Below are 22,685 nucleotides of genomic sequence, written 5' to 3' on the forward strand. Positions count from 1 at the left end.
AGGGGTCAGGTGAGCGCGGCGGCCAGGGCGGCGCACGCCGCGCCCCCGGCCCAGAACGAGAGGAGCAGGACGACGTCGCGGGCCCGGAACGGCACGGTGACGCGGTCGGTCCGCCGGGGGTGGGCGCCGAACCCGCGGGCGTCCATGGCCAGCGAGACGCGTTCGGCGTGCCGGATCCCGCCGGCCAGCAGGGGGACCACGAACCCGGCGCGGCGCCGCACGGCCGCGGCGGGCCCCCGCCCGGGGGTCACCCCCCGCACCCGGTGCGCGCCGCGGATGACCTCGAGCTCGTGGGAGAACCGCGGGACGAACCGCAGCGCGGCCAGGGCGGAGTAGCCGATCCGGTAGGGCAGGCGCAGCTGCTGGGTCAGGGCGCGCACGAAGTCCGCCCCCGACGTCGTCAGCCCGCCGAGCAGGACGAGCAGCATCAGCGCGACGGTGCGCACGGCGGTCGCCAGCCCGGTCGCCAGGGCACCCGAGCGGACGTCGAGCGGCCCGACCGACGCCAGCAGGGTCGTGTCCGCGACCTCGGCGGGATCGGTGAGGAGCCCGAAGGAGAACGTCATCACGAGGCACAGCGCCAGGGCAGCGCTGCCGATCACCGCGAGCGCCCGCGCCCCGACGCGTCCCATGACGGCGATCGTCGCGAACGCTGCGAGCGCCACGAGCGCCGGGGTGAGGACGTCCCGCGTCAGGACCACGCCGAGCATGACGGGGACCGGTCCGAGGATCTTGACCAGCGGGTTGTAGGTGTGCAGGTCGGTGAGCCCGCGCGCCCGGGACGGGGCGACGGCGGGCACGGCGACGGCGCTCACGCCCCCACCCCCGCGAGCCGCGCGGGCGCCGGCAGGTCGGCCAGCCGGGTGACCGCCCGCCATGCCGGGTCGCCAAGCCCGCGCGTGGCCCGGGCGAGCGGCGGGGTGCACAGCCCGGCGGCCGCCAGCACGGCGTCGTCGCCGAGGACGACGTCGGGGCGCCCGTCGGCGAGCACGCGTCCGTCCGCGAGCGCCACCACCCGGGTGGCGTGCTCGGCGACGAGCTGCATGTCGTGACTGACGACGATCACGGTGGTGCCGTCGTCGTGCAGGGCGGTGAGCAGGTCGAGGAGCTCGACGGCGTGCTCGCGATCCTGTCCGTAGGTGGGTTCGTCGAGGATCAGCACCTCGGGCCGGCACACGATCGCGGTGCCGACGCTGAGCCGTCGCTTCTGCCCTCCGGAGAGCCAGAAGGGGTGCCGGTCGCGCAGGTGCGTCAGACCCAGACGCGCGAGGACGTCCTCGACCCGGGCGGCGATCTCGGCGTCGGGCACGCCGCGCACGCGCAGCCCGTGGGCGAGCTCGTCGTCGACGCGCCCGGTGACGAACTGGTGCTCGGGGTTCTGGAAGACGAAGCCGACGGCGGAGGTCAGGGAGCGCACGTCCGCGCGCCAGGGGTCGAGGCCCGCGACGCGCACGGAGCCGGCGACGTCGCGACGCCTGGGCCGCAGCACGCCCGCGGCGAGCTGGGCGAGCGTGGTCTTGCCGGCGCCGTTGCCGCCGACGAGCGCGACGAGCTCGCCGCGTGCCACGTCCAGAGCAACGCCGTCGAGCACGGTGCGGCGTCCGCGGCGGTACGTCAGCCCGGTCACGCTGACGACGGGTGCCGTCCCGTCCGGGCCCGACGGCGGGACGCGCGACGGCGCGGCACCCGACGGCGCGGCGGCGGCACCCCCCGCGGCGACACCCCCGGCGACGGCCCGCGGCGCGGGTGCCGGCAGGACCGGTGCGGCGTCGAGAGCGGCGGTGAGCTCGTCGGGCGTGAGCGGCAACGGGTCGATCGCCACGCCGGCGGCGCGCAGCCGCAGGCCGGCCAGCGTGGCGGTGGGCAGCCAGACGCCGAGCGCGGCGAGCCGTTCGGCCTGGCCGGCGAGCACGTCCCGGACGGGGCCGTCGGCGGCGACGTGCCCGGCGGCGTCGAGCACCACGGCACGGTCGGCGATCGGGACGGCGGCGTCCAGGTCGTGCTCGACGAGCAGCACGCCCCGGTCCCCGCCGGCGGCCACGGAGCGCAGCACGGCATAGACCTCCTCGACGCCGGCGGGGTCGAGGTTTGCCGTGGGCTCGTCGAGGACGAGCAGCCGGGCCCCGGTGGCCAGGGCGCAGGCGAGCGCGAGCCGTTGGCGGCCGCCGCCGGACAGCACGGCCGGGTCGTCGGCGCGCCGGTCCCACAGACCCACGTCCTGCAATGCGGCCTCGGCGCGGGCCAGGACCTCGCCCACCGGCAGGCAGAGGTTCTCGGGGGCGAAGCAGACCTCGTCCAGGACGGAGCCGGTGACGACCTGGGCGTCGGGGTCCTGGAAGACCATCGCGACGTCGCCGGCGAGCAGCGGCGGACGGGTCGTGGCGACGTCCCGGCCACCGACGGCCACCGCGCCGGAGACGTCGGCCGGCACGGCGTGCGGGACCAGGCCGTTCGTCGCGAGCGCCAGCGTGGACTTCCCGCAGCCGGACGGCCCGAGCAGCAGCACGACCTCCCCCGGGTGCACGGTGAGGTCCACGCCGTCGGGCGCGGGCGCACCGAGGCGGTGGCCGCCGTCGCCGAGCGGCAGCTGGTGCCGCACGCGCAGGCTGCGCATCTCGAGGAGCGGAGGGGTCACCAGGGCAGGATAGGCAAACCTCACCTCTGGTGGCGAGTGGCGTCTTGGCAGCCGGACGCGTCGGTGGCGGGGCCGGCCGGCCCGCCCGCGATCCGGCGCCGGACCGCCCTGCGCGCGCCGGACGGCCGCCGACACGCCAGAGTGGGTCCATGTCGTGGCTCACCGGAACCCTGCTGCTGGTCGTCACCCTCGCCTCCGGGCTCCTGCTCGCCGCCGCGGCACGGCGCGCCCTCGACGCCCCCGTGGGGTGGGCGCGGTCCGTCGTGACGACCCTGGTCGTGTTCGGGATCGGCACCGCGCTGCTCGACGCCGGCACCGACGTCCTCGCGGTCGAGTCCGCCGGAGAGGCGCTGGGGTTCCTCCTGCTCGTCGTCGTGGCCTGGGCCTGGATGTTCGCCGTCGCCCTCGGGCTGCTCCTCGTGCTCGAGGTGCTGCTGCCCACCGGGCGCCTGCCCTCGCCCCTCGCCACGCTGCGCGGCCTGCGCGAGGGCCGGCAGGAGTCGCAGCGGTACGCGCAGGTGGTCAGCATCCTCGTGCGTCGGGGCCTCGGCGGGTTCCTGCGCCGGGGCGCCGCCGGCGACACGGACCGGACGGCCGGGGCGCTGGAGGCGCACGCCCGCTCGCTGCGCCTCGCCCTCGCCGACGCGGGGGTCACGTTCGTGAAGCTGGGCCAGATGCTCTCCAGCCGCCGCGACCTGGTGCCCGACGTCGTCGCCGACGAGCTCGTCCACCTGCAGTCACGCGTGCCGCCCGAGTCCTGGGCGACGGTCCGCACCGCCGTCGACGCCGCCCTCGGCCGGCCGCTCACGGAGGTGTTCGCGCGGTTCGACGAGGAGCCACTCGCCAGCGCGTCGGTCGGCCAGGTCCACGCCGCGCAGCTGCTGGACGGCCGGGAGGTCGTGGTCAAGGTGCTGCGGCCGCGTGCCCGCGCCCAGGTCGAGGTGGACCTGCGCATCCTGGGACGGCTCGCCCGCCGGCTGGAACGGGACACGCAGTGGGCGCGGTCGTTCGGCGTGGAGAGGATCGTGTCCGGGTTCGCGGCGTCGCTGCGCGAGGAGCTCGACTACACCGTCGAGCTGGAGAACACGCTCAACCTCGACGCCGCGCTGGCCGCGGTGCCCGGCGGCGACGACCCGCGCGTCCGGCTGCCCACCCTGCACCCGGAGCTCTCCGGCCCGACGCTGCTGGTCATGGACCGCATGGCTGGCGTGCCGCTCGGCGAGGGCGCCGACGTCCTGGCGGCGATCGACCCGGCCGAACGCACCCGCATGGCCGAGTCGCTGCTCGGCAGCGCCATGCGACAGCTCGTCGTCACCGGCGTCTTCCACGCCGACCTGCACCCCGGCAACATCCTGGTGCGCCCCGACGCGACGCTCGGCCTGCTGGACCTGGGTGCCGTCGGGCGCATGGACGAGTCCGAGCGCACGGCGCTCGGCGCCTTCCTGCTCGCCGTCCAGGGGGACGACTCGATCGCCGCCCTGGACGCGCTGCGCGAGCTGCTCGTGCCTCCCGACCACCTCGACGCCCGCGACGTCGAGCGGCGGCTGGGCGCGATCATCGTCCGGTACCGCCACGGCACGGGCGCCGGCGGGTCGGGCGAGCTGTTCGGCGCGATGATCGGGCTGTTCGCCGACGCCGGCATGACGGTCCCTGCCGGCCCCGCCTCGGCGCTGCGCACGATGGCGTCGCTGGAGGGTGCGCTGGCCCTGATCGCGCCGGGCTACGACCTCGTCGCGGCCGCCCAGGAGATCGGCGCCCCGCTGCTCAGGTCGTCCGTCGGACCCCGCGCGGTCCGCGACCGGGTGACGCGCCAGCTCGCGGGCATGGCGCCCACCCTGCAGCGGCTGCCCCGACGCCTGACCCAGGTGGTCGAGGACCTGCAGGACGGCCGCCTGACGGTGACCGTGCGCTCGTTCGCGCACCCCGAGGACCGCGCCTTCGTGACGTCGCTGGTGCAGCAGCTCGTCACCGCGCTGATCGCCGCGGCCTCGCTGGTCGGCGCGGTGCTCATGATCGTCTCCCCCACCGGCCCGATGCTCATGCCCGGGATCGACCTGTACTGGGTGCTCGGCGCCGGGCTGGCGTTCATCGGCACCCTGCTGAGCGTCCGCGTGCTCGTCTTCGCGCTGCGTTCCCGGCGCTGACCGGGAACGACGGCGGCCCGCCGTCGGAGAACCGCATCCGTGCCGGTCCCCGACGGCGGGCCGCCGTCCGTGCGCGAGGCGTCAGCCCGTGGCACCGTCCGAGTAGAACGGCACCTTGGCCGGGACCGTCTCCGTGCCCGACGCCTGCGGTCCGACGCCGTTGATCACATGCTCGTACACGCCCGCGCCGCCGAGGGAGACGGTGAGCAGGGAGTGCATCCGCACACCGGGCGTGTCCGGGACCTCGAACCCGTTGTCCACGGTGATCGAGTCGTCGGTGGTGAACACGCAGTAGGAGCCCAGCCCCCACGCCTCGTGCTCGGTCACGTCGTCGGCCACCTTGTAGGCGGCCCAGCCCCGGATCCCGTCGTGGGTCCAGTCCTCGACGCTCGGCGGGTCGTAGGGCAGCTCGTTCTGGTAGAAGATCGTGCGCCCCCGTTCGCCGTTCCACAGGGTGTTGTACTTCTGGTAGTGCTCGACGAAGAGCCCGTAGGCGCTGACGTCGTCGCCGTTGACCACCAGCCCGTGGTCGGCGGTGTTGACGTCCCAGCCGATGCCCTCGCCGTGGTCGCCGCGCCAGGACCAGATGTGGTCGATGATCGTGTCGTCCGCGTCGACGACGATGGCGGACTCGACCTTCCCGGCCACGGCCCCGCCCACACGCACGAACACGTCGTGGATCGAGATCGGGTCGTCGGCGTGGTCGGCGGACGAGCCCGCGGAACCGACCTGCAGCATCGCGGGCGACTCGGTCTCCCCCGCGTCGAACAGGATCGACGCGACCTTCACGCCGTCGACGTCGGCGACCGTCATGGCCGTCCGGCCGGCGGTGGGGATGATCGTGGCGTAGCCGAGGCCGAGCACCACCGTGTCGGGCTGCGTCACCTCGACCGTGTCCGCCAGCCGGTAGACGCCGGGGGTGAACAGGACGTTCAGCCCCTGGTCGAGGGCCGCGTTGATCTTCCACTCCTCGTCGTCCGGCTGGGCCACGTAGAACTCGTCGAGCGGGATCGACTCACCCGGCGTCGAGCCGTTCTCCCACGTGGTGCCCCGGGTGTTCTCCCGCAGCTCCGGGACGAACACCGCCCAGTCGCCCGCCGACTCGTCCCAGTAGAGGTACGGCTTCTCGCGGATGACGCCGGTGTGCTCCAGCGTGGTGACGGCCGGCTCGGGGAACGTCGTGGGCGGTGCGTTCTCCACCCCCGAGTAGGTCATGTTCCACAGCGTGCCGTCCCAGCCGCCCGCGAGGTTCGAGTCGCGGGTGTACCACTGCTGCTGGGTGTAGCCGTTGACCTGGCCCTCGATCTTGGAGTCGGCGATGAAGCCGCCGGACGCCCAGCCGTAGGCCGAGGAGTGGATCGACAGGTTCCCGTCCACGTGCACCCGGCGCATCGGCGCGGCCTGGGACACGGCCCACCGGTCGTCGCCGGTGAACGGCGTGATCTTGAGGTTCTCCACCGAGCGCCAGAAGTTCTGCGTCGCGTTGCCGCCGAACCACTGCGCGTCCGCCCACACGCCGCCGGTGACGTCCACGTCGTCGGGGTCCCGCCCCGCGCCGCTGACCGAGGTGTAGAAGCCCACGTGGGCCTGCACGTCGTAGGTGCCCGGCTTGAAGAGGAACTGGTACCGCCCCTCGCCGAACTGGTCGGACTCCTGCTGGGTGAACGCCGCATCGAGCTCGGCCTGGATGTCCTGCGTGGGCGTCGAGGCGTCGTAGACGTGGACGTTCGGGCCCAGGTCGCCGCCGGTCTCGACGCTGCCCATCGGCGGGTCCGTCGGGTCCGTCGCCTCACCGGTGTGCACAACCAGCTCCCACAGCGAGTAACCGTAACCGGTGGCGCGGTCCACCCCGGCGATGCGGACGTAGCGACCGGAGCCGTCGACGGCGACGGTGTCGTCGCCCCCGTCCCCGTCGGTCACCGTGGCCGCGGTGGTCCAGCTGCTGCCGTCGTCGGACAGCCGCACCTCGTACGCGCTGCCGTAGGCGGCCTCCCAGGACAGGTCCACGCCGCAGACGTCGACGACGGAGCCCAGGTCCACCTGGATCCACTCGTCGTCGCTCGGCTCGCTGGACCAGCGGGTCCCGGTGTCGCCGTCGACGGCGTAGCCGGCCGCCCACGGTCCCTCCGTCGAGGAGGCCGTGGCCGGGCGGTCGAGCGCCGCGTTGCCGTCGTCGCAGGTGCCGGGCTCCCCGGTCGGGTCCGGCGTCGGGTCGGTGGTGGGCTCGTCCGTCGGGTCCGGCGTGGGCTCGGGGTCCGCGCCGAGGGTGCCGAAGACCTGCAGCTCCCACAACGAGTAGCCGTACCCGGTGGCGCGGTCGACGCCCTGCAGCCGCAGGTACCGGCCGCTCGCACCGACGTCGACGACGTCCGTGCCGCCGTCGCCGTCCGTCACGGTGGCGGCGTCGGACCAGGTGGCGCCGTCGTCGGAGACCTGGACGGTGTAGGCGGTGCCGTAGGCCGCCTCCCAGGTGAGCTCGACGCGGTCGATCGTGGCGACCTCGCCGAGGTCGACCTGGATCCACTGGTCGTCGCTCGCGGCGGACGACCAGCGGGTGCCGAGGTCGCCGTCCACGGCGGCCGCGGCCGGGGTGTAGTCGGGGTTCTCCACCGAGGACGCCGTCACCGGCGCCCCCTGGGAGAGCAGGTCGGGTCCTGCCGCGAGCGCGGGCAGCGCGAGGGTGCCGCCCAGCAGGGCGAGCGCCATCGCACCGGCCCCGACGGCGCGGGCGGGGATCGGGGATCTCATCAGTTCTGTCTCCTGGTTCAGGGCAGCTCGAAGTCCGCGGTCAGCGCGGATCCCCGGTGCGGCTTGTACTGGTCGTAGCCCTGCGGGTTGCACTGCAGGCCACCGTTGATGCAGTGGGTGACGAGGGCGTCGAGAATCTCGGGCTCCCAGCCGTTCATGAAGTCGTAGTGCCACGACTGGTCGGACCCGCTGACCAGGTGCACCTGCGACATGTCGCCGCTCACGGGCCAGCCGATCTTGAACTCGAGCATCGGGACGGGCACGGGGTGGGTGAGCGGGCATTCGCCGTTGACCGGGTAGGCCATGTGGCTCTTGTGGTCGGGTGAGTCGAGGTCCACACCGTTCCAGCAGCTCGGCGCCTGGTAACGGATGTTGAGGTCGGTGCCGGGGGCGCAGTGGTCGGGGATGGACCACTGCTTGGTCAGGTCGCCGCACTCCCAGCCCTCGACGGCCCCCGGGGCGTTCTCGAACGACTCGGGGGTGGCCATCATGTCGCCGGCGATGAGCCGCAGCCCCTCGGGGAAGGACTGCACGCTGCGGTAGTCGTCGATCCCGGCCTTGTAGTAGATCGTCTCCAGGAACGGCGCCACGACGGGGTCGTCACCGTTCTGAATGGTGGGGAACCAGTAGGCCGAGTGGTCCTTCGGGTTGGTGCAGCTCGTCTCCGGCTGCGCGAACAGCGAGGCGATCGTGGTGAACGCGTCGATGCTCGTGTTGCCCATGAACGAGTGCAGGTGGGAGCGGCCGGGCTCGCCGGGGAAGACGATCGGGTCGTCGAAGTCCAGGTGGTTGACCGTGCAGTTGGCCTGGAACTCGTGGTGGGTGACCTCGTCGTCGAACTCCGGCAGGTCGTCGCCGTCGTCGGGCGCACCGCCGGTGCCGTAGACCTCCAGCTCCCACAGGGAGTAGCCGTACCCGGTGCCCCGCTGCGAGGCCGCGAGCTGGACGTAGCGGCCGGTGGCGTCGACGTCGAGCACGTCGTCGCCGCCGTCGCCGTCGGTCACGCTCGCCACGGTGGTCCAGCTCTGGCCGTCGTCGGAGACCTGGATCTCGTAGGCGGAGGCGTAGGCGGCCTCCCAGCGCAGGACCACCTCGTCGAGGTCGGCGGGGGCGCCGAGGTCGAGCCGCAGCCAGGCGTCGTCGTCGTCCTGCGCGCTGGCCCAGCGGGTGCCGAGGTCGCCGTCGACGGCGAACCGTGCGCCCGTGAACCCGGCCTCGGTGGTGGAGGCCGCGGCGGTGGCCCCGGCGGAGACCAGCTCCCCGTCGGCCGCGCCCGCGGAGGTCGGGATCGCTGCGGCCGTCAGGGCGAGGGCACCGACGGCGCCGGCCGCCGCCAGGGTGCGCGTCGTGCGGGAGGCGGTGCCGTGGCGGCCTCCGCGGGTGCTGTCGGGGTGGTGGCCCGGGCCGGTGCCCGGGGTCCTGCTCGTGGTGCGGAGCATGGTGTCTCCTTCGACGTCGTCGTCGAGGCGCGCTCGTGCGCGCCGGGTGAAGGGTCGCCGCCCCCTGGCGACGTGCGGGCTGCCGGCCGGCTGCCGGCGCCCGGGTGCGGCCCGTGCCGGGCCGGGCGGGTGGTGGACCCGGGCCGGGTGGAGGTCCGACCCGGGTCCACCGGTCGGGGTCAGGACGCGTACACGCCCATCTCGAACAGGGAGTAGCCCCATTCGGTGCCGCGGTCGTTCAGCGCGAGCCGCACGTAGCGGCCGGTGCCGGAGACGTCGAGGGAGTCCACTCCCCCGTCGCCGTCGGTCACGCTCGCGACCGTGGTCCAGGAGGTGCCGTCGTCGGACACCTGGATCTCGTACCCGGCGGCGAACGCCGTCTCCCAGACCAGCTGGACGTGGTCGAACGACGTGACGGACCCGAGGTCCACGCTGATCCACTCGTCGTCGTTCCAGTCGCTGGACCAGCGGGTGGCCTGGTCGCCGTCGAACGCCTGCTTCGGGGTGAAGTCACCGTTCCACGGGTCGAAGCTGGAGGCCGAGGCCGCCTTGCCGAGCGCCACGTTGGTGCCCGCCACCTCGGGGGCGACGACGCGGAACGACTGCGTCTCCACGCCGACGTTGCCCTGGCCGTCCTCCGCCCAGACGTACACCTTCCACACGCCGAGGCGCTGCGGGGCGGTGAGCTCGAACGTCCCCGGTGACGTCTCGGTCGCCTCGGTCCACTGCAGCCCGCCGGCGCCGTCGATGTACTTGCTGTTGAAGAACGCGACGTAGTCGACCGGGTCGCCGTCGGGGTCGACGACGTCGGTCTCCACGGTGAGCGTGGACCCGGCCTCGACGGACGTGGTGTCGCCCGCGATGTCGAACCCCTGGAACTGCGGCGGGGTGTTCATCGCGTCGATGTCCCGGCCCCAGGTCTTGGCCAGCGCGTAGTACCCGAGGCGCTTGTTGCCGCCGGGGATCACGTTGAACCAGACGCCGCCGAAGTCGCCTTCGGTGCCGTAGTGGAAGAACGTGGCGCCCAGGCCCTTGTCCTGGTGCTCCATGATGCACTTCCACGAGTCCACGTACGCCGCGCCCTTGGCGACGTCGGACGGCTCGTCGGGGATGCCGTTGACGTCGTCGGGCACCTCCCACTCACCGGCCGCGCCACCCTCGGTGACGATGTAGGGGCGGTCGTAGCCGCCGTCCTCCCAGAAGTCGGCGATGCTGCACACGTCGCCGTAGGAGTTGAGCTGCAGCAGGTCCAGGTCCGGGGAGTTGGCCTGGTAGTAGGGCCAGGCGCCGGTCCAGGCGTCCGTGGAGCTGACCGGGTGGTCCGGGTCGATCGCGTGGATGGCGATCGCCATGTCGTTGACGAACTGCGTGTAGGCGGCGCGCTCGGCCTCGAGCTCGGCGCCCGAGTAGCAGTTCTGCAGGCCCAGGATCGACTCGTTGCCCACCGACCACATGAGCACGCCGGGGTGGCTCTTGTAGGCCTCGACCTGTTCGAGGATGTGGGTGCGCGTGTCGGCCTCGTACGTGGTGTCGCCCTGGTAGGAGACGCAGCCGCCGGAGCCGGGGCCGCCGCCGGGCACGAGCCAGAAGCCCATGATCACGCGGATGCCGTTCGCCGCGGCGGAGTCCAGCAGCGTGACCGTGTCGGGTCCGGTGCCCCAGGTCCGGGTGGTGTTGGCGCCCATCTCGGCCAGGCCGGGCATGTACTGGTCGGCGGTGTCGAACGACGGGCCCCAGGTCAGGCCGCGCACGGTGTACGGCTCGTCGTCCACCTCGAGGCGCCAGCCCTCGCCGTGGCGCACGACCTCGACGTGGCTCGCGTCGGTGATCGGTCCGGTGGTGCCCGCCCAGCCCGGGTTCACGTAGTCCGGGTACGGGTCGGTCGGGTCGGGGTCCGTCGGGTCCGTGGGATCCGTGGGATCTGTCGGGTCCGTGGTGCCGCCGTCGCCGGTGTGCACCGCGAGCTCCCACACCGAGTAGCCGTAGCCGGTGCCGCGCCCGGTGCCCTGCAGGCGCACGTACCGGCCGCTGCCGTCGACGTCGAGCGTGTCGGTCCCGCCGTCGCCGTCGGTCACCGTGGCCAGCGTGGTCCAGCTCGAGCCGTCGTCGGAGGCCTGGATCTCGTAGCCCTTGCCGTAGGCGCCCTCCCAGACGATGTCGACGCCGCAGAGCTCCTGGACCGTGCCGAGGTCCACCTGGAGCCACTGGTCGTCGGAGGCCTCGCTGGCCCAGCGGGTGCTGGTGCTGCCGTCGACGGCCGCCGAGGCCGGGTAGTAGTCGGGCGCCTCGGAGGACGACGCCGTGGCGGTGGCGCCGAGAGCGGCGTCGTCGTCGGAGCATCCGCCCGCGTTGGGGTCGGTCGGGTCCGTGGGGTCCGTCGGGCCGGTGGTGCCGCCGTCGGTGCCGTACACCTCGAGCTCCCACAGCGAGTAGCCGTACCCGGTGCCGCGCTCGGTGCCCTGGACCCGCACGTACCGGCCGGAGTCGTCCAGCGCGATGGTGTCGCCCCCGCCGTCACCGTCGGTGACGGTCGCGGCGGTGGACCACGTGGCGCCGTCGTCGGAGACCTGGATCTCGTAGCCCGAGCCGTAGGCGCTCTCCCAGGCGAGATCGACGCGGCTCAGGGAGGCGACGGCGCCGAGGTCGACCTGGATCCACTGGTCGTCGCTCGCCTGCGAGGACCAGCGGGTGCCGAGGTCGCCGTCGACGGCGGCGGCCGCGGGCGTGTAGTCGGGGTTCTCCACCGAGGACGCCGTGGTGGGCGCGCCGCGGGAGAGCAGCTCGGGCTCGGCAGCCTGGGCGGGCACCGCCAGCGCGGCCCCTCCGAGGGCGACCGCGGTCAGGGCCGCCAGCAGCGGCCGGCGTGGGCTTCGGGTCATCGTCTCCTGCCTCTCGCGTCTGCCGGGCGGCTCGTCGGTGGGCCGGACCGGTCGACATCGTCGTCGTCGTGCGCGGGGGCGGCAGAGCACTCTGGGAGAGCGCTCTATCACCGTTCCCGGGAAGTATGCCCATAGTCTGGTGAGACGTGTCAACAGCGGGTGAGGTTTCGTCTCGGTCCGTGAGAGAGCGCACTATCGCTGGTACCGTCCAGCCATGGCCGGAAACCGCGCTCCCACGCTCGAGGACGTGGCGCGCGTCGCGGGCGTCTCGCGCGCCACCGTCTCCCGGGTCGTCAACCAGGAACGCCGCGTCGCCCCGGCCATCCAGGAGAAGGTCACCGCCGCCGTCGCCCAGACCGGCTACGTCCCCAACCGCGCCGCACGGTCCCTGGTCACCCGGCGCTCCGGATCCGTGGCCGTGATCGTCGCCGGCTCCGCTCCCGACGACGGCCCCGACCGTGTCGCCGAGATGCTCGCCGACCCGTTCTTCGGCCGGGTGGCCGGCGGAGCCGTCCGCGCGCTGCGCCCCCACGACGTCCATCCCGTGCTCATGCTCGCCGACGACGCCGACGCCCGGGCCCAGGTGACCTCCTTCGTCGCGCTCGGCCACGTCGACGGCGCGCTGCTCGTCTCGACCGACGGCCACGACCCCTTGACCGCCGAGCTGCACGCCACCGGGCGCCCCGTCGTCGTGTTCGCCCGGCCCCCCGAGGACCTCGGCGTGAGCTGGGTCGACGTCGCCAACGCCGAGGGCGGGGCACTGGCCGCCGGCCGGCTCGTCGCCGTCGGACGCCGACGGCTCGGCGTCGTCGACGTCGACCCGGCCCTGGACGTGCGCGCCTCGGCCGACCGCGCCACCGGCTTCCGCAGCGCCGCCACCCGCGGCGGGGCCGCCGTCGTCGCCACCGCGTCCGGCGAGTTCACCGTCGCCAGCGGCGCCGCCGCCGCGCGCCGGCTGCTCGACCAGGCACCCGACCTCGACGGCATCTTCGCGGCCAACGACCTCATGGCGCTCGGCGTGCTCCAGGTGCTGCAGGCCCGCGGGCTGCGCGTGCCCGACGACGTCGCCGTCGTCGGGTTCGACGACAGCCCCGTGGCGACCATCAGCGCTCCCCCGCTGACCACCGTCCGCCAGCCCGTCGAGGAGATGGCGCGCGCCATGGCCGAGCTGCTGCTGCGCCAGGTGGGCGGCGACACCACCGCGCCCCGGTCCCAGATCTTCGCGCCCCGGCTGGTGGTGCGGGACTCGGCGTAGTGCGCACCGGCGCCTCGGGTGAACTTGCCGCCGGCCGTGTGCGGCACGGGCCGGTCCGCACCACGATGGGTCCCGTGATCACCAGCGAGGTCTTCGACGTCGACGCCTGCCCCGCCCGGGGTTGCCCGTCCGCCCACCGGGTCGCCGTCATGCAGGAGACTCCCGCCAACCTTCCCGTCCACGACGTGACGATCTGGGACACGATGCCTCGCGATCCCGCCCCCGTGGCGACCACCGTGTACTACACCTGCCCACGGACCGGCGTCCGGGTCCGGATCACCGTCGACACGTCCGTCCCCGCGCCGCACGTCGTGGCCGTGCTCGAGGCACGCGCGGGCAAGCGTGCCTGACCCGACGCCGGTGAAGCGCGCCAGTGCGGCCGTCGCGGTGCCGGACCTGCCCGACCAGGAGCGCGACGAGCTCCGCTGGGTCGTCTCGCTGCACCGCACGGCGGTCGAGCAGTCGAACGACGTCGTGCTCGGGTTCGCCCGGCAGATGATCACCGTGTGCTCCGGGGCGATGGCGACGATCCTGGGCATCGCCGAGCTGGGCGGCGACGACGGGATCGGCGGATGGGTCGTCGCCGCGGTCCTCGGGTTCTTCGTGCCGTTGTCGCTGTTCGTCTGGGCCCTGACGCCCGGGCTCCTCGCCACGTCCGCGGACAGCCCGCACGGCAACCCGGGCCGGCTGATCGCGCTGGCGCACCGCCGACGACGCCTGGCCCTGGGGGGCACCGCGGCCTTCGCCGGGGCGGTCGCCGCCGCCGCGGCCGCGCTCTGGCTCGGGTAGCCCGCCACGGCGCCTCGTCCCGGGGCCACGACGGACCGAGACGCCGTCCGGACCGCGGACCGCGCGCGACGCAGTCTCAGGCCGGAGTAGCCTCGGTGCACATGACCGCCGTCCGGACGCACACCCACGCCCAGGCCGTCGACGCCGCCGTGGAGCTGTTCTCCCGCCAGGGGTTCGAGCAGACCACCGTCGAGCAGATCGCCGACGCCGCGCAGGTCAGCCGCGCCACGTTCTTCCGCCGCTTCCGCTCCAAGGAGGACGTGATCTTCGCCGACCACGAGCTCCTGCTGGAGGAGGTCGTGGTGATGCTGGCTGCGACCCGACCCGAGGCGCGCGGCAGCAGCGAGTCGAACCCGGCCCGGGAGACCGCCTGGGACCCCGCCGTCGACCCGTACCTCGAGGTCTGCCGCGCGGCCCGGCTCGTGTTCGACCACCACGTCGGCCAGCGCGAGACGTCGCTGGCCCGGCACCGGCTCCTGCAGGAGGTGCCCGCCCTGCGCGACCGCGAGCTGGTCACCACGCACCGCTACGAACGCGCGTTCACCGCCTACCTGCGCGACACGCTGCCGACGGACCGATCGCGCACCACGATGTCCATCGCATTCGCCGCGTCCGTCGTGGCCGTGCACAACGCGGTGCTGCGGCGCTGGCTGCGCAACCCGTACCTCGACCTGCGGCCCGATCTCGAGGAGGCGTTCGCGGACCTGCGGCGGGTCGCGGCGGCTCCGGCGTCCGACGGCGGCAGCCCGTCCGACGGCGGGACGGACGTCGCGCCGACGGCCGGCAAGCGGGTCGTGGTCGCGGTGCTCTCCGACGGCGCCGGCCCCGAGGACGTCGCCCGCGCCGTCCGTGACGTCCTGGCCTGAGGAGCGACATGATCGACTGGCTGTTCAGCGCCACCTTCAGCGTCGGGGACGAGCAGATCCTGTGGCGCGAGGTCATCGGCAACCTCTTCGGCCTGGCCTCCGCGCTCGGCGGCATGCGGCGCAAGGTGTGGGCGTGGCCGGTCGGCATCGTCGGGAACCTGCTGCTGTTCACCGTGTTCCTGGGGTCGCTGTTCGGCGATGCGAGCCGCGTCGACATGCTCGGCCAGGCCGGCCGCCAGGTCATGTTCATCGCCGTGTCGGTGTACGGGTGGATGCGCTGGCGTGAGACGCGGCGTCAGGACCTGGAGGTCCGTGCGGACGGCAAGGTGCCGTCGTCGGGCGCCGAGGGGGTGCACCCGCAGTGGGCCACCTGGCCGCAACGGGGGCTCCTGGTGGTCGCGATGGTGGGCGGGACGCTCGCGCTCACGCCGCTGTTCCGCGCGCTGGGTTCCTACGAACCGGTCTGGGCCGACGCCTGGATCTTCATGGGCTCGCTGCTCGCGACGTACGGCATGGCCCGCGGCTGGGTGGAGTTCTGGCTGATCTGGGTCGCCGTCGACCTGGTCGGCGTCCCGCTGCTGTGGAGCGCCGGGTACTTCGCCACCTCGCTGATGTACGTGTTCTACGGCGTGTTCACGCTGACCGGGTTCTTCGTGTGGTGGCGGGTGAACCGCCGCGAGTCAGCCGCGGCGACGGCCTGAGCGTCTCGCTCGGCAGTCCCGGCCTCGGTCGGCAGCTCGGGAGTGCCGAACGAGTGCGGAACTGCCGAGCGAACGCGTCGACTCCGCCCCCGCGATCTAGAGGGTGGCGTTCATGGCGTCGACGAAGCCCTGCGGGGACTGCTCCCCGGTGAACACCTGGTGCAGGTTGTCCAGCAGCGGACCCGCCTGGTCGGCCGGCAGCGCCTGGTCCCACGAGAGCTGGAAGTGCGGCGCCGCGGCCACCATGCCGTACACGGCCCGCAGGTAGTCGGCGTCGTCGGACGTCTCCAGGCGCGGCTCGAGTCCCTGCACCGGAGGAACCGTCCGGGTCGCGAGGAACCACCCGACCGGGTAGTCGGCATAGACCTGGTCGTTGAGGAAGGCGATGGCCGACTCCTGCTCCGCGGGGGTCGCCGTCGCGGACACCGACCAGTAGTTGGCCGGGTTCCCGACGACGTTGTCCGGGTCACCGATCCCGCCCTCGACCCGCGGGAAGGGGGTGTAGCCCAGGCCGTCGTCGATGATCAGCTCGGGGGCGCTGGTCACGAAGTCCGGGTAGACCCAGGCGCCCTGCAGCACGAACGCCGCGTGTCCCGACGCGACGATCTCGGTGTCGCCGGAGCCGTCGGCCAGGACCTCGGTGAAGCCGTCCCCGAACGCCCCGGCCTCGACCAGCAGGCGGATCTTGCGCAGGGCCTCGAGGACGGCCGGGTCGGACCAGGAGCCGGGCTCCCCCGCGGCGATCCGGCGGAACACCTGCGGTCCCCCGATCCGGTCGGTGAGGTACTGGATGTACATGAGCTCGGGCCACTTGCTGCCCCCGGCGAGCGCGATGGGCTGCACCCCGGCCTCGCGCAGCGTCGCGACGGCGTCGAGGAGCTCGGCGAAGGTCGACGGCGGTTCGACGCCGACCTCGGCCAGCACCTCGGCGTTGTGGTAGAGCACGACCGGTTGCGTCTGGTTGTTCGGCACCGCGTAGGTGCGGCCGTCGACCGTGCCCGCCTCGGCGACCGCGGGCAGCGCCCGCTCGAGCACCGGGTCGACCCGCCCGGTGAGGTCCGCGACGGCGCCCTGCGCCACGTACCGGTCGAGGTCGCTGCCCGCCCAGCCGAAGATCAGCGTCGGGGCCTCACCGGCGTCCACCGCCTCGCCGATGCGGGGCTTGTACTCGTCGTTGGCCAGCCAGCCGACGTCGATCGTCCGGTCCGGATGGTGCCCGTTCCAGGTCGCGAAGGACTCCTTGAGGACAACGTCGCTGCCGCCGGTGAGCGCCCAGGCGGTCAGGCCGTCCACCGGCGGGGCGTCGTCGTCCGCCACCGGCACGTCCTCGCCGGGTGCCGCGCACGCGGCCAGGAGCAGCGCTCCGGTGAGCGCGAACGCCGTCGTCCGCGCGCGGCTGCGCACCATGTCGCACTCTCCTACGTCGTCGTCGGATCGCCGGGCGACGGCCTCTGCTTCGAAACCGTTTTCTACAGGCGACCTGCAACGTAGCGCACCGGCATCGGAGCAGGTCAAGGGGCCCGGGGGTTTTCGACAACGACCGCTCCGTCGTTTCGCGAACCGGCGACGTCCGCCCGCTCGAAAAGTTTCGCGGCCCGACCCGTGAACTCGATCGGCAGCTTGGGCTTCACTCGGCAGCTTGAGTTGCCGAATGAAACCGGAACTGCCGACCGAGACGACGAAGCGCCGCCCTGCCGGGGCAGGACGGCGCTCGCCGCAGGTGTGCGGCCGTCCGGCTGGTGATCGGACGGTGACGCACACGACCGGCGTCGACCCACGCCGGGAGCTGATGTGCAGAGATGTCTCGGGGCGAGTGCCTCGTACCTCGGCCCTCACCCTGCGCTGCGCCTCAGGCGAAGGCGGAGACCCCGGTGATGTCGCGGCCGATGATCAGCGCGTTCATCGACTCGGTGCCCTCGTAGGTGTGGAGGGCCTCGATGTCGGCGAAGTGCCGCGCGACGCGGTTGGCCAGCAGGATGCCGTTGCCCCCGAGCATGTCGCGGGCGACGGAGGCGACCTCGCGGGCGCCGCGGGTGCACGTGTACTTGGCCAGCGACGCCTGCTCCCCGGTGAGCTGCCCGGCGTCGGCGAGCTCGGTGAGCCGCCCCACCAGGAGCTGCAGCTGCGTGACCGTCGAGAGCATGCGGGTCAGCCGCTCCTGGACCATCTGCTTGGCGGCGAGGGGCTTGCCGAACTGGATGCGCTGCGTGGAGTACTGCACGGCGGCCTCGTAGCAGGCGACGGCGTGCCCGACGGCGGACCACGCCACGGCGAGCCGCGTCGCGAAGAGCACCTCCGAGGTGGCCTTGAACGACGTCGCACCGGGCAGGGCGGCCTCGGCGGGGACGAACACGTCGTCGAGCACGATGTGCGCCTGCCAGATCGCGCGCAGCGCCATCTTGCCCTCGATGGTGGTGCCGGTGTAGCCGGGGGCGTCCTGCGGGACGATGAAGCCGTGCACCTGGCCGTCGCCGTCCCCGGCGCCGTCGGTCGAGTCGACGAGGCGCGCCCACACCACGGTGATGTCGCCGCAGGAACCGAACCCGATCCACTTCTTCTCGCCGTCGATGACGTACCCGTCGACGCCGTCGCGGGTCTCGCGCCGGGCCGTCGTCTCCAGGGACACCGAGTCCGAGCCGTGGGTGGGCTCGGTGAGCGCGAACGCGCCGAGGATCTCCCCGCGCGCCATGGGTTCGGCGTACCGCTCGATCTGTTCGGCAGAGCCGTGCATGACGATGGAGCGCAGCGCCAGCCCGCCCTGCACGCCGCAGATGGTGGCCACGGACCCGTCGCCGCGTGACATCTCCATGCTCGCCAGCCCCTCGGCCATGAACGAGACCTTCGGCCGCCCGGGGACGTCGACGCCGTCGCGCAGGAAGTCGTGCTCGCCGAGGCTCTTGACCAGCTCGAAGGGGACCTCGGCCCGCTCCCAGTAGCCGTCGATGACGGGCAGCACCTCCTCCTGGACGAACCGGCGCACGGCGAGCTGGTGCTCGCGGACCTCCGGGGCGACGTCGGCGAACGCGTGGGCGTAGTCGACGTCCAGCGGCTGGGAGACGTCGTACTCGGGGGCGGTGACGCCGAGCGGGGCGGGTGCGGTGCGGCTCATGAGGGTCCTTCTCTCCACGATGGCGACCGCGCCGCCGTCGAGGCTGGTGACGACGGCGTCGGTCTTCTCCCATAGTGCGACGCGACGCAGTCTCAGTCAAGACGATACGCAGTATCAGCCAGCGATCGTGAGCCAGAGCAGCGTCACGTTGAGCCCCACGATGACGGCCGCCACCAGCCAGGCCACCGCCTGGGTACCCCGGTTGTTGCGGAACTCGCCCAGCAGCCGGGCGTCCCGCGTGGCGCGCACCAACGGGATCATCGCAAACGGGATCCCGAAGCTCAGCACCACCTGGCTCAGCACCAGCAGATAGGTGGGCGAGACGTCCGTGGCCAGCAGCAGCAGCGCCGGGACGAGGGTCACCAGGCGGCGGACCAGGAGCGGGATCCGCACGTGCAGCAGACCCGCCATGATCTCCGAGCCCGCGTAGGCGCCCACGGCCGTCGAGGCGAGACCCGAGACGAGCAGCCCCACGCCGAAGAGGACCGCGACCAGCGGACCCAGCGAGTCGCCGATCGCCGCGTACGCCCCCTCGATCGAGTCGGTGCCGGTGCGACCCGGCAGGTTCGCCGCGGCCAGCAGCAGCATGGCGATGTTCACCCCGCCGGCGATGACCAGCGCGGCCACCACGTCCCACCGCGTCGCGCCCAGCAGCCGGCGCACCGTGGACGGGTCGTCCTGCACCGTGCCCGACGGCGTCACCCCGGCCACGGCGGCGCGTCGCTCGGCGTCGTGGCGCACCCGGTCGCGGGCCAGCGAGCTGTGCAGGTAGATGGCGTGGGGCATCACCGTGGCGCCGAGCATCGAGGCGGCCAGGAGCACCGAGTCGGTGCCGTCGAACCGCGGCACCAGACCGCCCAGCACGGCCCCGGCGTCGGGCGGCGCCACGAGCAGCCCCGCGCAGAATCCGACCGTGATGACCCCGAGCATCGTGAGCAGGACCGTCTCGAAGACCCGCTGACCGCGGCGCTGCTGGACCGCCAGCACCACCATCGAGACCGCCCCGGTGACGAGTCCGCCGACCACCAGCGGCACGCCGAAGAGCAGGTGCAGCGCGATGGCGCCGCCGATCACCTCCGCCAGGTCGGTGGCCATCGCGACCGCCTCGGCCTGCAGCCAGTACGCGATGCGGCCGCGGCGCGAGAGCCGGCCGGAGAGCACCTCGGGCAGCGACCGGCCGGTGACGACGCCGAGCTTGGCCGAGAGGTACTGCACGAGCACCGCCATCGCGTTGGCCATGACCAGCACCCACACGAGCAGGTAGCCGAACTCGGCGCCGGCGGTGAGGTTCGCGGCGACGTTGCCGGGGTCGACGTAGGCGATCGCGGCGACGAACGCGGGACCGAGCAGGCTGATCGTCCGGGCGCGACGCAGCGAGCGGTCGGTCGGGGCGGTGCGCTGGGACACGGGGCTCCTCACAAAGTTTCGGCTACCCGAAACCCTAGACGCTGTTAGCCGTATCCGATACCCCGGCGCGGTCAGCACGGCAGTTCGTCGTCTGTGCGGCACTCCGGAGTGCCGCACAGACGACGAACTGCCGCTCAGCAGGCGGTCCGCATCTGACACGATGTGCCCCGTGCCCGACGACACGCCCCGCAGCCCGGCCGCCCCGCCGACCGCGACCGACCCGGCCAGCACCCGCGACCTCGGCGCGCGGCTGCTCGCCTCGCCGTGGCTGCTCGCGCTCGCCTTCGCCGTCGTGCACGCCCGGCTGATCCACGAGGCGATCACCTGGCAGAACACCATCTACGGCGACGTCACCCTGTACGAGTGGTGGGCCCGCTACGGGTTCGACACCGGCCAGTGGCCCGTCCTCGACTACGACTGGGTCTACCCCGTCGGCGCCCTGCTGCCCGTCGTCGGCCCCGCGCTCGTCTCCGACGGCGTGCTCGGCTACGAGATCGTGTGGACCGCCGTCGTGGTCGCCCTGAACGCCGTCGCCACGGTGTTCCTCGTGCGGTCCACCCCGCGCGGGGCGCTCGGGGCCTGGTGGTGGCTGATCTTCCTGCTGGCCCTCGGCCCCATCTTCCTCGGCCGGCTCGACGGCGTCATCGCCCCCCTGATCGTCGTCGCCCTCGTCGTCGCACGCCGGCACCCGCGCGTCGCCGTCGCCGTCGCCACCGCCGGAGCCTGGATCAAGATCGCGCCCGGAGCGGTCGTCGTCGCGCTCGCCGCCACCCGCCGCACCCTGCGGGACCTGCTGCGCACCGTCGTCGTGCCCGGAGCCGTGGTGAGCCTCGTCGTCGTCGGGCTCGCGCTCGTCGGCGGGGCGGGCGGCCGGGCGCTCAGCGTGTTCGGCCAGCAGGGCGCCCGCACGCTGCAGGTCGAGTCCGTGGCCGCCACCTGGTTCTCCGTGGCGCGCTGGTGGGACCCGAGCATCACCGTCGAGTACAACGACGACATCTTCACCTACGAGGTCACCGGCGACGCCGCCCGGAGCGTCGCCGACACCCTCGACTGGGTGCTGATCGTCGCCGTCCTCGCGATCGCCGCGCTCACCCTCTGGGCCGCTCGCCGCCACCCCGAGCGCGCGTACGAGCTGGTGCTGCTCTGCTCCGCCGCCCTGCTCGTCGCCCTCATCGTCTTCAACAAGGTGGGCTCGCCCCAGTTCGTCTCCTGGGTCGGTCCGCCCGTCGCGGTGGCGCTCGCCGCCGCGCCCCCCGGCCGTTCCCTGCGCTGGTGGTGGCCCCCGGCGCTCGGCATGGTGCTCGTCGCCTACGAGACCTACCTCGTCTACCCGGTCGCCTACGGCCCGTTCCTCGGCGGCGAGACCTGGATGGTCGTCGTCGAGGCGCTGCGGAACCTGGCACTCGTCGTGCTGCTGACCGGCGCCGTCTGGCGGATCGCCCACCTGGGCGCCGGCGGACGTACCGCACGCGACCCCGCCCGGTCCGCGTAGTTCTCCCCGAACGTTTGCCGGGCGTTCCCTCGATCGCCCCCGACACGTCGCCGTGCGCTCCCCCCGAGGTCATCCGGGACCACGACAGTGCAACTCGTGAGGGTAGCGATCGTCGCAGAGTCCTTCCTCCCGCAGGTCAACGGGGTCACGAACTCCGTGCTGCGGGTCCTCGACCACCTGAGCCGGACCGGGCACGAGGCCCTGGTCCTGGCACCTGACTCCGACGACGGGGACGTGCCGCCCTTCGTGCACGGTGCCCCCGTCGTGGAGATCCCCTCGGTCGGCCTGCCCGGGTACGCCGACGTGCGGGTCGTCGTCGGGCAACGCGCCCGGATCGAGCGCACGCTCGCCGCGTTCGGGCCCGACGTCGTCCATCTCGCCTCGCCGTTCACGCTCGGGTGGCGGGGCATGCAGGCCGCGGAGGCCCTGGGGGTGCCGACCGTCGCGGTCTACCAGACCGAGGTGCCGAGCTACGCGGCGCGGTACGGCATGCGGCACCTGGAGCCGCTGCTGTGGCGCCGCGTGCGCACCCTGCACGAGCGCGCCTCGGTCACGCTCGCGCCGTCGACCCCCACGATCGACCACCTGCGGGCTCGCGGCGTCCCGCGGCTGCACCGGTGGGGACGCGGCGTCGACACCGTGCAGTTCCGGCCCGAGGCGCGTGACGAGGCGTGGCGCCGGGAGGTGGGGGCGGGCCGGCCGCTGCTCGTCGGGTACGTGGGGCGGCTCGCGGCCGAGAAGCAGGTCGAGGCCCTGCGGGTGCTGAACGACCGGCGGGACGTGCGGCTCGTCGTCGTCGGCGAGGGACCGGAACGTGGCCTGCTGCGTGAGCTGCTCCCGGACGCGCACTTCACCGGGCTGCTGCGCGGGCAGGAGCTGGCGCGTGCCATGGCGAGCCTCGACGTGTTCGTCCACCCCGGCGAGCTCGAGACGTTCGGCCAGACCCTGCAGGAGGCCAACGCCTCGGGCGTACCCGTCGTCGCCCCCGCGGCGGGCGGGCCGATCGACGTCGTCGCGCACTCCCACACCGGCTGGCTCTACCCGCCGGGCGACCACGCCGCGCTACGCGCCCACGTCGACGACCTGCTCGGCGACGCCCGCAAGCGCCGGGCGTTCGGCGCGGCGGCCCGCGAGCGCGCGCTGGGGCGGACGTGGGCGAAGGTCTGCCACGAGCTGATGGAGCACTACGAGTCGGTCGTCAGCGTCCCCACGGAGGTGTGA

The 22,685-nt window shown here is 73.5% G+C and carries 16 protein-coding genes; 8 read left to right on the top strand and 8 right to left on the bottom strand.

Annotated features, from left to right (window positions below; genetic code table 11):
• Positions 1-5: 5 nt before the first annotated feature.
• Both ACIQLL_RS14640 and ACIQLL_RS14645 read right to left on the bottom strand, forming a co-directional pair.
• A complete protein-coding gene (locus ACIQLL_RS14640) occupies positions 6-815 on the bottom strand; it encodes an energy-coupling factor transporter transmembrane component T (protein WP_402468579.1) in 810 nt (269 codons plus the stop codon).
• Positions 812-2,635, bottom strand: coding sequence for an ABC transporter ATP-binding protein (locus tag ACIQLL_RS14645; protein WP_402468582.1), 1,824 nt, complete (start codon positions 2,633-2,635; stop codon positions 812-814). The genes ACIQLL_RS14640 and ACIQLL_RS14645 overlap by 4 nt, the downstream gene beginning before the upstream one ends.
• 149 nt (positions 2,636-2,784) lie before the next feature.
• Here ACIQLL_RS14645 and ACIQLL_RS14650 point away from each other — a divergent pair, with 149 nt between their 5' ends.
• Positions 2,785-4,779, top strand: a complete 1,995-nt coding sequence (locus tag ACIQLL_RS14650) for an ABC1 kinase family protein (RefSeq protein WP_402468585.1) — start codon at positions 2,785-2,787, stop codon at positions 4,777-4,779.
• An 81-nt stretch (positions 4,780-4,860) separates the two neighbouring features.
• Here the strand turns inward: ACIQLL_RS14650 and ACIQLL_RS14655 are convergent, their stop codons facing one another.
• The 3 genes from ACIQLL_RS14655 to ACIQLL_RS14665 form a co-directional block, all read right to left on the bottom strand.
• Positions 4,861-7,527, bottom strand: coding sequence for a discoidin domain-containing protein (locus ACIQLL_RS14655; RefSeq protein ID WP_402468588.1), 2,667 nt, complete (start codon positions 7,525-7,527; stop codon positions 4,861-4,863).
• A 17-nt stretch (positions 7,528-7,544) separates the two neighbouring features.
• A complete protein-coding gene (locus tag ACIQLL_RS14660) occupies positions 7,545-8,966 on the bottom strand; it encodes a DUF1996 domain-containing protein (protein WP_402468590.1) in 1,422 nt (473 codons plus the stop codon).
• Positions 8,967-9,145: 179 nt separating this feature from the next.
• The gene (locus tag ACIQLL_RS14665) at positions 9,146-11,845 is read right to left on the bottom strand and encodes a discoidin domain-containing protein (RefSeq protein ID WP_402468593.1); all 2,700 of its coding nucleotides are present in this window, start codon (positions 11,843-11,845) and stop codon (positions 9,146-9,148) included.
• 214 nt (positions 11,846-12,059) lie between these two features.
• Between ACIQLL_RS14665 and ACIQLL_RS14670 the strand changes: the two genes are divergently transcribed.
• From ACIQLL_RS14670 to pnuC, 5 genes are all read left to right on the top strand, one after another.
• A complete protein-coding gene (locus tag ACIQLL_RS14670; RefSeq protein ID WP_402468595.1) occupies positions 12,060-13,100 on the top strand; it encodes a LacI family DNA-binding transcriptional regulator in 1,041 nt (346 codons plus the stop codon).
• A 74-nt stretch (positions 13,101-13,174) separates the two neighbouring features.
• Complete coding sequence (locus ACIQLL_RS14675; RefSeq protein ID WP_402468598.1) at positions 13,175-13,450, top strand: hypothetical protein; 276 nt, start codon at positions 13,175-13,177, stop codon at positions 13,448-13,450.
• A gap of 10 nt (positions 13,451-13,460) precedes the next feature.
• A complete protein-coding gene (locus ACIQLL_RS14680) occupies positions 13,461-13,889 on the top strand; it encodes a hypothetical protein (protein ID WP_402468600.1) in 429 nt (142 codons plus the stop codon).
• Between the two features lie 101 nt (positions 13,890-13,990).
• On the top strand, positions 13,991-14,755 hold the full coding sequence (locus ACIQLL_RS14685) for a TetR/AcrR family transcriptional regulator (RefSeq protein WP_402468602.1): 765 nt from the start codon (positions 13,991-13,993) through the stop codon (positions 14,753-14,755).
• 8 nt (positions 14,756-14,763) lie between these two features.
• A complete protein-coding gene (pnuC, locus tag ACIQLL_RS14690; RefSeq protein ID WP_402468604.1) occupies positions 14,764-15,456 on the top strand; it encodes a nicotinamide riboside transporter PnuC in 693 nt (230 codons plus the stop codon).
• A 96-nt stretch (positions 15,457-15,552) separates the two neighbouring features.
• Here pnuC and ACIQLL_RS14695 read toward each other — a convergent pair whose 3' ends face one another.
• The 3 genes from ACIQLL_RS14695 to ACIQLL_RS14705 form a co-directional block, all read right to left on the bottom strand.
• Positions 15,553-16,863, bottom strand: coding sequence for an extracellular solute-binding protein (locus tag ACIQLL_RS14695; protein WP_402468607.1), 1,311 nt, complete (start codon positions 16,861-16,863; stop codon positions 15,553-15,555).
• 442 nt (positions 16,864-17,305) lie between these two features.
• The gene (locus ACIQLL_RS14700; protein WP_402468609.1) at positions 17,306-18,565 is read right to left on the bottom strand and encodes an acyl-CoA dehydrogenase family protein; all 1,260 of its coding nucleotides are present in this window, start codon (positions 18,563-18,565) and stop codon (positions 17,306-17,308) included.
• A gap of 114 nt (positions 18,566-18,679) precedes the next feature.
• Entirely contained in the window at positions 18,680-19,972 is a 1,293-nt protein-coding gene (locus ACIQLL_RS14705; protein WP_402468612.1) for an Nramp family divalent metal transporter, read from the bottom strand.
• Between the two features lie 160 nt (positions 19,973-20,132).
• Here ACIQLL_RS14705 and ACIQLL_RS14710 point away from each other — a divergent pair, with 160 nt between their 5' ends.
• Positions 20,133-21,464, top strand: a complete 1,332-nt coding sequence (locus tag ACIQLL_RS14710; protein ID WP_402468615.1) for a glycosyltransferase 87 family protein — start codon at positions 20,133-20,135, stop codon at positions 21,462-21,464.
• A gap of 96 nt (positions 21,465-21,560) precedes the next feature.
• Positions 21,561-22,685 (top strand): glycosyltransferase family 4 protein, encoded by a 1,125-nt coding sequence (locus ACIQLL_RS14715; protein WP_402468617.1) that lies wholly within the window; start codon positions 21,561-21,563, stop codon positions 22,683-22,685.

This window comes from Isoptericola aurantiacus, assembly GCF_044769875.1.
Taxonomy (GTDB): Bacteria; Actinomycetota; Actinomycetes; order Actinomycetales; family Cellulomonadaceae; genus Isoptericola; species Isoptericola aurantiacus.

Coding starts and splice junctions, on each gene's coding strand:
- pnuC (WP_402468604.1), top strand. CDS start 14,764: ATGATCGACTGGCTGTTCAGCGCCACCTTCAGCGTCGGGGACGAGCAG.
- ACIQLL_RS14710 (WP_402468615.1), top strand. CDS start 20,133: ATGTGCCCCGTGCCCGACGACACGCCCCGCAGCCCGGCCGCCCCGCCG.
- ACIQLL_RS14660 (WP_402468590.1), bottom strand. CDS start 8,966: ATGCTCCGCACCACGAGCAGGACCCCGGGCACCGGCCCGGGCCACCAC.
- ACIQLL_RS14695 (WP_402468607.1), bottom strand. CDS start 16,863: ATGGTGCGCAGCCGCGCGCGGACGACGGCGTTCGCGCTCACCGGAGCG.
- ACIQLL_RS14650 (WP_402468585.1), top strand. CDS start 2,785: ATGTCGTGGCTCACCGGAACCCTGCTGCTGGTCGTCACCCTCGCCTCC.
- ACIQLL_RS14670 (WP_402468595.1), top strand. CDS start 12,060: ATGGCCGGAAACCGCGCTCCCACGCTCGAGGACGTGGCGCGCGTCGCG.
- ACIQLL_RS14700 (WP_402468609.1), bottom strand. CDS start 18,565: ATGAGCCGCACCGCACCCGCCCCGCTCGGCGTCACCGCCCCCGAGTAC.
- ACIQLL_RS14685 (WP_402468602.1), top strand. CDS start 13,991: ATGACCGCCGTCCGGACGCACACCCACGCCCAGGCCGTCGACGCCGCC.
- ACIQLL_RS14665 (WP_402468593.1), bottom strand. CDS start 11,845: ATGACCCGAAGCCCACGCCGGCCGCTGCTGGCGGCCCTGACCGCGGTC.
- ACIQLL_RS14655 (WP_402468588.1), bottom strand. CDS start 7,527: ATGAGATCCCCGATCCCCGCCCGCGCCGTCGGGGCCGGTGCGATGGCG.